2 protein-coding genes are annotated in these 12,062 nt (G+C 38.3%); both read right to left on the reverse strand.

Annotation, left to right across the window (positions count from 1 at the left end; translation table 11 throughout):
* Positions 1 to 445 precede the first annotated feature (445 nt).
* Positions 446 to 916: a hypothetical protein gene (locus CDL10_RS03670; RefSeq protein ID WP_100677289.1), complete on the reverse strand. Its 471-nt coding sequence runs from the start codon at positions 914 to 916 to the stop codon at positions 446 to 448.
* Between the two features lie 11 nt (positions 917 to 927).
* Entirely contained in the window at positions 928 to 12,000 is an 11,073-nt protein-coding gene (locus CDL10_RS03675; RefSeq protein WP_165772977.1) for a SpvB/TcaC N-terminal domain-containing protein, read from the reverse strand.
* Positions 12,001 to 12,062 lie beyond the last annotated feature (62 nt).

Raw genomic sequence — 12,062 nt, forward strand, 5'->3', positions numbered from 1 at the left:
ACCCACTTTTACTTTTTTTACAAACACTTACACCAAAAGTAATTTTAAAACAGTTGTACGTTAAATAAACATTGTACAACCAAACATCATACACTATTATACAAAATAAATTACAAAAGGTCTATTAAAAATACCGTAGTAAAAAGTAGGGTTTTGGGGTAGTTATAAGTACTTTTTTAAAAGTGTTGGTAGTTTGATTTTCTTTACTGTAATTTACCAACGGTAAAACCGACTGTGTCCTTTGAATAGTCGAATTACTTTTTTTACAACTACAGTTATGTTTTACCCCACTAAAAAAACTCCCCATTAATAGGGGAGTTTGGTGGTTATTAAAGCTTTTTTTGTTGTTTATGTTTTTCAAATATACTGTTGATAACTTAACACTTTCTGAGCAGTGCATCAAAACATTTGGAATATTACCCATTTGGAACATTACCAACATTACCTACGACGGTCCAAAATTAAACTTATCTATAACCATAATGGAAAATAACATAATACAATAGGTATTAGTATCCTCATCTTGAGTTTGAAAATGGAATGTAAAAGTTGACTTAAACATTGTTAGTTTATTATCAAAGTAACCATATTTTTTTTTATTTAAAAAAAACTCTCCTTCAAATTTACGTAATTTATTTTTTTTGTTTATATATATCTCTTTATTTCCTGCTTTTAAAATCAGCTGCCCTTTAAATTTAAATAATTCTACATAATTTTTTAAATTTTGACTTTTAATAGAATATTTTTTCCAAAACCCAAACATACTTAGAATAGATATTTCGATTAATTTCGACCCTTTACTATCCTCAATATAAAATTTATCGAAACAGAAGTACTTCCATGTTACAGCCTTCAAAATTAATTGTCCATTAAAATAAAAGTGTGTATTACCATTTTTACTAATCGCACTATACATAATTATATTTATTATTTATCCTTACCTGTAAAACCTGTCTTGATTGATAAATCTATCCCTAATATAGCTTTAATCCCTATATTAATATCTATAACCTTATTGTTACTACCCGATGGTTTGCCTCCTTTTATTCCTAAGCCAGCACCTAATGCATTAGATAAACTTTCAGGATTTTTGGATAACCCCAAAGATCTTGTAGGACCAATACCCAATTCGTAATCTGTATAACCATTATTAGCATAATAAGTAGGTATATCTCCATGAGGTACCATATCTTTTGTAACATAATCTACCTTTCCAAACAAACCTATCCCTTTATATCCCAATCCTCCTCCGATAAAATTATGTCCTGTTCCATCTCCCCATTTCGCAATAGGGGCATCTGGGGCTTGATTACTATATCCTATACTTCCTATATCAGCCGTAATTATACCAGCCTCTATATTACCAATAGGCAATGAAGCTCCAACTTGAACTCCTAAGCTCGCTTTGGCTTCAATTTCAAAAACAAATCTTCCTCCATCACCTTTCTTACTATTGTAGATAAAGTCCATATGCATTGCATCATTTCCATCCTCATCTGTATAACCATAATGATTTGTATAATAATATTCTTCACGTTTATCATCATACATTATATCACTACTACTATCATTACCATTCCATTGTTTATGCCACCATGCACCTAATTTTGTTTCAAAAAGTCCAGTTGGATCAGTAACCATCACAGGGTTGTTAAATGCATATCTATACGGTGTCCAATTAGGTGCTTGCTCGGCCAGCGGGTCAACACTTACAAATATACTAATTCTCGGGTCGTAGTATCTTGCTCCATAGTAATACATACCAGTTTCTCTATCCATCTCCTTACCGTTAAACTTATATGGGTTGTTGTAACTGTCCATATTTTGGGTAGGGTAAGGCTCTAAATAGTACTTACTTTGGTTGTGTTCAGTCATTAACTCACCAAATGGTAAATATTCGTAGTAATGCGACGGTCTTCCAAAGTTGTCGGTAATATACGAAGAACTTCCCAAATGGTCACTATGGTACCACCAAATTGGTTTACGCTGGCTTTCGTCATACCCTTCTTCAACAGGTGGTGTATCGTTACCACCGTCGTCTTCCCATTCGTCTTCGGTGTCTTCATGCTCGTCAACCGTTTCTTCTTCATACTCATCAAGGCAGTCAAAGTTTTCTATCACATAGTCATACACCTCACAGGCATTGCTGAAATCTGCCAGCAAATGCGTGTCTATGTATTCCAACACTTCGCCATAGCAACTGTCTCCATAATCGGTGTCTGTATCGTTGTCGTCATCGCCAACACCTGTCCCGGTACCATCACAGCCCTCTGAGTGGTCTTTACAGTCCATAGGATAACATTCCGGCTCTAATCCTTGCTCGTAATCTCCACTTTCAAAATATTGTCTAACACAGACTGGGTGAGCATAAAAAATTTCTTCAATATATGCAGGCACAACCATCTCTTCAGGCAAACCTTCGCAATATGTTCCTTCTCCACCTACAAGATTACAGTAAAAATACCGTAATCTATCTATTTCTTCCCAATACTCAATAACACATTTTTCATATACACCACAACAATAATCATTGTTTGCATAAATAGTCATTGCTCCAAACTGTTCTTCTTCCCACTCTGCCTGGGCGGCGGCATAGTCCGCCATCAGATTATTCAATGCTGTAACACAGTCAAACTGTTCCTGTTCCTCTTCGGTATATTCGGGTGGGGTGGTGTCATCAACTTCGTTGGTATCTCCAATTACCTCGCCAGTTACCGGGTCAATGTCCACACACACATATTCATTAGCTGCTACCAAAGCGTCACATGGGCTCATAGTGCTCATCAGGTTTTGGATATACTGCACACAATGCACGCGGGTAGGGATACCGGTATAATTATTTATCATCGTTTGCAGCTGTGCGGTACAATTGCTGTCGGGGTTGCCTATGCTCATCGCTGCGTACACGATATCCTCTTCCGAATCTATATCGGTGTTGTCCACTATCATGCTCATATCAGCATCCCTCTGTGTCATCATTCCCTGTGTCATATTACCCGGCTCTATCCACGCATCAATCGGCACAATACGGCTTGCAAAGCGTTTTTCATTAATATAATAATGCTTGGTGGCTTCTCCTCGTTCAATATTCACTACCATATTGCCCGATGGGTACATCGTATATTTATGAACGTCCAGCACCTGGTAAATATTGTTTCCGCCAATGTTTATTTCATTCACATCACCATAAGCCTTAAAGGTACGCTCACCGGCATGGTCATATACATAATGGCTCACACGGCTACTGTCGTCTATCACCGCCAGCAAACGGTTCTGCTCGTCCCAGAACATACGGCGGTCTTTCATCATGAAGAGGTTTTGGGCTGCTCCACCGGCATGAAGGTGTTCAATATTTCCGTTGGCATCATAATCGAAATCCAAACCGCCACTGCCTCCGGCATTCATGCTATATCTTATAGTGCTTGGAGCGTGCGGGTGGTTGTTGTCTTCATATTTATAATCCGCATTATAGGAGTTTACCGTATGATTTCCATTCCTTGCATGCTGTTGGTCTTTCATTACAATACCATGGGTTTTGTTGTACTTCATGTTCAAGCTATATTCATGGTTTTCCTGATAACCCGACCAACCTATGCTGGCTTTATTCAACCGGTTAAAACTATCGTAATAGAAGTTTTTATTATACACTCCACCCATATGCAACACATTGTGCTGCGAAGAGGTGTTTTGCACTTGCGTGATGTTTTGGTTAGCATCATAGCTGTACACATTCCGCATAAAGGTGGTTTCATCCGGGCGGTCGAGCTGCATGGCACGTATGCGTTGGGTAATATCGTACTCGTTGGTGGTTTTCACATCGTTGCCATAGAGTATCTCTGTCGGCTGGTCAAAGAAGTTGTATTTTACGTCTCTCAGGTAAACCTGAGACTCCTGCGGGTCGGTATTTTCAATGGCCTTCAGCTGCCCTACGGAGTTGTAGGTATAAGCCAATTCCTCCCCGTCGGGGTAGGTTTGCTCCATCATACGCCCCCACGAGTCGTAACGGAAAGTCTGGTTAAACTCAAAGAGTCCGTTTTGTGCTACCAAAGCTCTTTTGTCACTAACCACTTCACCCAAAGCACCATATTCAAAATTACGTACTCCTGTCAGGTCTCTAACCTCTATCAGCCTGCCTTTGTCATAAGGTGTGGTGCCTGTTCCATATTTATATTGTACCGTATGAGAAGGATAAGTAATATCGGTTAACTGATTGAAATGGTATTTGTATTGGATACTTTGCCCGGCATTAATCAAATTCTGGTTTCGTGATTCAACTAGCTTACCGGTCAGGTCGTATTTGAATTGTGAAATACCGTTATCGGGGTGGTTTACTCCCATTTTGTTCCCAAAGCTATCGTATTGGTAAGCGGTAATTTTTCCTTCGGCATCGGTCACTTGCATCAGCTGGCTCAGCGGGTCATACCGGAAAGCGGTAACCAATGTTTCAGAATCTCCAATCTGATGGGTCGCTGTGGTTCGTCCTTTGTAATCTTTAAAAGTTTGGGTAATATTGCCTTCCGGTAATATCACTTTTTCATAATACTTATTGCCTCCGCTTCCGTCATTGCCATAACCGTACTCAAATTCGGTTGTAGCGTTCAGTCCGTGAACGTGGTTTTGCAACACCCTGTCCTGGCTGTCGTAGAAATTAGACGTTTTTTCCTGTTCCACATGTTGCAATGGCTCGTAGCTCTCTAATGCCGGTACGAAATCGCCATTACAGCTCAGTTGTTCCTGCCCGAGGTAGCTTTCCACTGTTCGCCCGAATTCGTCATACACTACTTTGCCCGATACGGCAAAACGGTAACCGGTTGTAGCTGTGGCATTCTCACATTCCTGATACACATCCAGCTGCTTTTTGGTCTGGATAATGCGTCCCAGTCCATCGGCAAAAGTAGAAGTGTGCAGCAATTGATAATCCTGCTCCGGCACATTGCCACCCAAACCGATTTCGTCGGTAATGTTATGGGTAGTCACGGCATACCGCAATCCGTTTGGTGCGGTTTTATATTCGTTGCGGATCGTCCATTTTTCGTTATATGGTCCTTTGAATTGCTTGAGTCGGCGTACCGGATCATAGAAATAATGAAATTCAATCCCATTAGGATCTATTTGAGAAGTTGGCATTCCGAAGTTCGTATAATCAGCCTTACTTTCAAAACCATACGCATCTATTATCTCATTGGCGTATTGAAAGTAATTGTAAGGACTATATTCATATCGGTAAAAGAACCGCTCGCTTTCCGAAGAAGACGGCGTTGGTTTCGGGAACACCACCCTCATCAGGTTTCCAAATGCATCATGCTGGAAATCAGTGGTCGCCATTTGCCCGGCATTTTCCAATGTTTTAATGCGGTGGATTTTCGAAACGTTAAACTGTGGAGACAATTCCGTTGCACTCGAACGCAATATTGTCGAACCTTGTTTCACATCATGCCTTTTCGGAATATTTACGATATATTGTCCACTACTATTAATATCATGATAAGTGATTTCCACATCGAGATTTTCCCGGTCGTCTCTGTATTGGGTTACGTTGCCGTATTTGTCATATCTGGTAAACAGATATTTGCTTACTTCTTCCATATAGCTGGTGGTGGAAGTTCCTTGATAATGCCTTTGTGTTACTTTGTTTTCTTTGATCAATGGTAATATACGCATTACATCGCTGTAAGTAACTGAAGGAGATGAGGCTGTGTTAAAACTACTGTTAGCATTCGTACCCAAAGAATAAATAGCATAATCATATTCATTAATACTAAACAAGCGGTTCGCTCCGTCTTTGACCGTCTCTCTGACCAGCAAATTAGCAATGTATTGGTATTTACGACTATCGGAAGATATTCCTGCTAAATAGACTTCTTGTGGCTGCATATCATTCAGCATATATTCTTGCGTAGAAGTGCGGTAAGCCGCTCCGTCTGCCCGGAGTTGGTGGGTACGCACTTCGCCAAAGCCAAGAAACTTACGCTCGCGGCGGTCTTTTAGTCCGTTAAAATATTCAAAAGCAAAGGTTTGTACGTCTTCTCCGTCAGACTCAAAACCATCGTGTACACGCACTTTGGTCAACACCCACTTTTTGAACGGCATTTTGTAGTTGTTGCCCACGGTGGTTTGAGTTATCGGATTTTTCGTATCATAATCCATTATCATCTGTGAGCCGGTCGGGTTGTTTACCTTTTTCAGCATATTGGTTCTGCCGATTTTGGAATACCTGACTTTCAGATTATTCTCATTAGTCGAATACAACATATCAATATAGCCATCTCCGTCAAAATCCATGTACTTAGTGTTGTCTCTACTATATATATTGGTTAAACTTCCCGTACCACCAGCTCCAATTCTAATCCCAACTATACCAGGAAAAATAGGAATAGCATAATTAAAATTAATATTTGCTGTTATACCTACTTGAGTAACAATATTATTTGATTGCCTAGGAAGATTAAACTCACTGGAAATAAAACCAGTACCTGTATTAAATTTAATTTGTCCATCACTTATATAATCCACCAAGCCATCACCGTTGATGTCCATAAATTCATGAGACACCTTAGAGTTACTATCACTTCCTGCTATACCTGCACTAACATCCATACTAAAAAGGCCAGAGAAATCCGGGGTATAACCTAAGCTACTAGAGGTTCCTTCTAACTTTGTAACAACTCTATTTGCTTGATTAAAACCTGAGAATGTTGAGGAGGCAAAACCCTCTCCATTATTAAAAGCAACACTTCCGTTACCTAAAACTTTGTCTGCTAAACCATCTCCATTAATGTCCAATAACATTCCTTCAGAAGTTGTCACAGTCTTCAACGTATTTTCAGAATTTAAATTTAATGAAAAACTATCGTTTGCTCCAATTATAACGGTAGAAAGTAATTGATTTACGGCTAAAGAAGCGACAGAACCACCATTCACCCTTCCTTCTCCTGAAGAAGTAGAACCAAAAAGTAAATTTTCATTAAGCTGCTTATTGGAAAGTCCTCCTCTAAAAGAGGTAAGCTGCACTTTTTCCCCCATAATATCTGGATAACCGTCTCCATTTACATCTTGATAATCATTCAATATCTTCGAAAACCCACTATTCTTTCCTTTGCCGACAGTTATCCCCATAACTCCGATGGTTTGGTTGCTCCCTTCCGATTCTGATACAGATTGTCGAATAATTGACACAGCACCGCTCGGAGATATTCCTTGAGGGTCCGGAATATAAAATGGCAACAAATCACCTACTTGATCGAAACGAAAATAAACACCTATCTCACTAGATTTGGCATACAACTTATTATGAGCTTTCCAGCGACTGTTTACTCGGTCAGGGGTAAGTGTAGTAAAGTGCTTCATCGCTTCTATTTGTTGCAAGCTGAGTCCAGTTCCTGCCTCTCCGGCACCTGTAACTTCTCCAGTAGCTGAATCATAGTCAAGTTCTTCAGGGTCTATATCCATAAGGCCATCTGCTTGATTATCAATATCTTCTTCGGTAACTTCTTCATCCTCATCCTCATCAGTAGATAGCCCTGCTAAACCTAAAGCGCCTATATAGCTCTTTTTAATAGGGTCAAAGGCCTCGCCTGGCATAGCCCCTTTATAAGCAAATTGGCCCCAGTTTCTATATAGAGAACCAATACCTAATACATTCTCATTCGAAAAAATATTAGCCTTATATAAACCATCATTTGATTCTCCCTGAATATAATCTGATTTTGGCGGAATAGTGCTTCCTACTACAGAAAGTAAATCATTATTTTCATTTTGATAAACTTTTAACCTATGAGCAACATACTTACTCTCTGAATAATATTCAAAATATAAGCTTGTACCACTCGCAACGTCGATATAACTCGGGGTAGAAGGAGATATGCTAATTACAGCTCCTGTATTAGTATATTGTTGAACCTCAGAAACCATCCCTGCAGTATTAATCGTATATTTAAATTTTGCTGAGTGTCCATTAGTGGTATTCGGAATTTTACCCATCTGATTCTTAACTACCAAGTATATCTCATTTCCCTCACAGTTCGCTTCAGCAGTACATCCTTGTATGTCAAAATAATTATTAATTTGTATTTGAGTAGGATCGTTGAAAGTCGACTTATAATACGAGGTTAACTGATTAGAATGCGTTTGATATTCTGGAACTAAATAAGTAGTTTCCTGTTCAGCAGCATTATAAATTCTTGGCTTAAACTTAGAATCTAATGTTTTCCAATTAATTTGGGAATCAGATTTCACCTCTATTTTTACATAAACATATGTTTCAGGGTCATCTTCATCTATTAAAGGAAGAGCTATAGGTAGATTTGGATTAACTATTGAATTATTAACATTTCTCTTTATAAAATAATAGTTTTGTTGTAAAATATCTTCCGGATCGTATGAACTATCCCCTTCTTCATATTCAGCAATTTTGTACACTTTTACCAAGATAGACACATCGTCAGAAAGTTGAGGGGTAGTTCCTGAGTTATTTATAGTAAAATTATCCCATATCAGTGAATAAGGCATATTCTTCTTAATAACAAATGATTGCACCATTCTATCTCCATATACAAAACTATCACTATACTGAGAAGAGTATTGTTTATACTGGTTTGGAGAATCAAAATCTTGACTTGTATAGGTGACTTTTGGATTCCAATTTACGCTTATTGGTTCTTCTCCAGGAAGTTGACTTGAGTTTACCCTGAAAAATAACATGTCTCCTTTTTTAACAAATATATTATTAGCGTTCGTAGGCATTGAATTGACTATCAATAACGATGGTTCAATGATATAGTTGGTAATAGGAATAGGCAAATTGTTGTTTGAATTGGTACTATTCGCTTCATTTTCTGTAGAACCAAATGGGTACGGCATACCTGATAGTATAGCTCGTGAAGATTCCACCGAAAAACGTACACCATCATCTGAAGATACAAACTGCTTGCTGATTGTTCCGGTAATATCTACCCTTCCCTCTTTCGGTGCTACCCAAACTTTTACCACATCCATTAAATCATTCTCAAGGCGTAAATCAGGTAAAGGAGCTAAAACATTGTTGTCTACATCATTTTCTTTGATAATTCGGTTTGGTGTTAAACTACTATCGTCAGTAAAAGTAGGATTTCCAGAATTAGGATCAATACGATTAAAATACACAATTTTGTCTTTTACATAATCTATCAAACCATCTGCATTGACATCGGTCATGAATATATTGCTCTCAGAAACTGATTTATTATTGGAAAACGATTTTTTCCAAGCCAACAACGACAAAGAAAAACTTGGTTTACTAGTTGTTCGGGTAGTTACAGATGAAATTTGGTGAAAATTCTCAATTTCATACAATTGATTACTAAAAAATACTCCTCCAACATTTTTTCGGTATTTAAAGTCATCCCCTTTTTTAACCAATTTATCTGGCAGACCATCGCCATCCATGTCTATTAATGACAACGATTGCTCTGTCTTTTCACTATTAGGAACCATAAAATCAAAAGTCGCAGCTAGTGTATTAGATATAGGTATCAAAGAAGTTGGAATGAAAGCTAGGTATACTCCTGCATTAACGCTAACTCCAATAGACGGACTATTTTCCACTACCGATCCTCCTAAAGTTGCCAAAGGCTCATCGTCAATATCATCATGTGCGTTAACTGTTATCTCCGGTCCAAACAGTCCTTCTTGAGTATCATCATAATATTCAAATGTATGGCTGTAGGTTTCTTCTGTCGGATCCGAGCCTTGAGTTGCCAAGGAAATATTCTTGGTATCAATAGATGATAATAGCAATTTACCGAATTTTCCTTGGGTGTGATTTAGAGTATATTCTAAATAGTGGACCTGAGATCCTTTTGCCCACCTTGGACTTGTTATCAATATCTTATCCAATGCCACAGCATTGACTTCTTTAAAACCATAACGATAATTAATTGTTCTATCTGATCTCAAACCATTACCATATGTAAAATCTACAATATGTTCACCATAATTATTAGCCTGAGAGTGTAATGTATATCTGATACTTCCAACTAAAATCTCTTTACCCCCTTCTAAATTTCCTTCACTATATGTTTTTGTTATATAACCATAAGTCATATAGTTACCATTTTTATCTTCCACTCTCTCCAGCATCCACTTGGCGATGTTACCCTGTGGAGATGTTAATCTGGAATTGGTATTTTGTCCGTAATAATATTTTGTACCGGATTTATCTGTCACTATCCAGTAATAACTAGAAGGGGAGGAGCCTTTTCTTTCTATCTTGGAAAAAGAACCTTCTACCTTAGGGTAGAAAATAGCCTCAGGTTCTTCTACCCTATCAATCATCTGCGACTCTCTATGAGGTAAATAATAATTACTGCCATTCTTCAACATCAGTTCTTCGCCGTTCAGCAAATAACTTTCTGACTCTTTGGTTGTGTTGTATTCCGGCACACCAAATTTTGTATCTACGGTAATATACGGTATAGATAAATCCCAGCCATAACCTACAAAACTGCTCCCACCGTTATTGTTGTAGCTGAGTGATAAATTGGGCTGTAATCCATGTCGCCCCGGCGGAACAATAATAGGAAAATCTATGGTTCCGTCTCCTTTTTGGTTGGCGGAAGGCGGTTGTATTTGAACAATATTGGCTGTTGGGTCGGCTATCTTGATATCACTAATCGAAGTGGGAGTAAACGAAGTGGTTTCCGGTGATTCAGGTGCTTGTATAATACCAGCTATATAATCCGTGAAGTGGGTGGTTTTGGCGTATATCAACTGTTTTTCCGGCTGAATGCTGTCTGTTTGTACTGCTTTCCATTTTCTTTCTGCCGTATCAAAATACATCACGCTGATATCGCTGTCGGTGTAGCCCTCCGGAAGTAAATCCCGCTCATACCTGAGTACCAGCTGGGCCGGATTAGCAAAAACTGCTCCGTCAGGAGTAAACCGGAATGCTTGCTTGTTCTGTGTAACATTGACCGTGCTGCTACCCAAAGGAGCTATATCTGTTTGCCGCAAACGCTGTACCGCAATTTTGTCTGCTTGTTCGTAATCTGTTCTGTGAATGAAAAAATCTACATCGGGTAATCCAAAATGATAAAGCTCATCTTCTGCGGCTTTTATCTGATGACGGACAAAAGGCGAGGCAAAATCGATGGTTTCATCGGCTTCTATAACCACATCTATCGGATAGGCAAATTGGGAAATTACTGTTCCTTCTTTATCTTCTATCCGAACAGATAATTCTTTGATTTTCTCGTTAGTGTCTGTAAAATATTCAAAACTTTCATTATCCACAGGAATATGTTCGTCATCAATAAATAACACTAGGTCGGAAGACATCAAAGTTCCTTTGAGATAGGCTCTGTTATTTTTTGTGTATAGTTTGTTATTATCTGAAAAAGTAATCAATCCTCCTGTGGCATCGGCATCTATAACCAATTTGGCATTACGGATATAGTAACGGATATTTTTCCCTTCAGGTATGGTAAACATAATGTGGTTTTCTCCGTTTTTAAGCTGTGCAGGGGAAATTCTTTCTTGAAAAACTTTCCATTTGTTGTTGGTTTTGATAAAATATCCTCCGGTAGAGTTTTCGTAATTAATACTTTTACTTATTCCGGAAACGTTCTCTATCCCGTAAACTTCATAGGTCAGATAAACTTCTTTGCCAACAAGTTGATTTTTGTCGATATGAAAGGAAAATATATTATCTGCCGGGTCGTCTGCATTAATTTTGCTATCATAGCCGATAACTCCTTCTTTATCTGCTGAATGAATTTCGAAAGAGCTCGATTCATGGGCTTCTTCTATTTTTATTGTTTTCTTCTGCTCTACCGGAATACTAACTATTTGCTGAGTAGCAGTTTTTTTCTCTTCCGAAAGAACTGTATCTTCTTCCTTATCAATATCTGAAATAGCAGTAATTGATGCTGATTCCACTGCTTGGCGTATATCTTCTACCAAAAAATATGGTATATCTGATTCCCAATATTTATGATTTATCGCAGCATAGGCCGGATAACTCACAAAATTAAATATCAGCGAAAACAACGAAACGTAAAATAAAAAAGTTTTTAGCGGGCTAAGAC

Origin of the sequence: Avrilella dinanensis (assembly GCF_002807015.1) — a bacterium.
Classification (GTDB): domain Bacteria; phylum Bacteroidota; class Bacteroidia; order Flavobacteriales; family Flavobacteriaceae; genus Flavobacterium; species Flavobacterium dinanensis.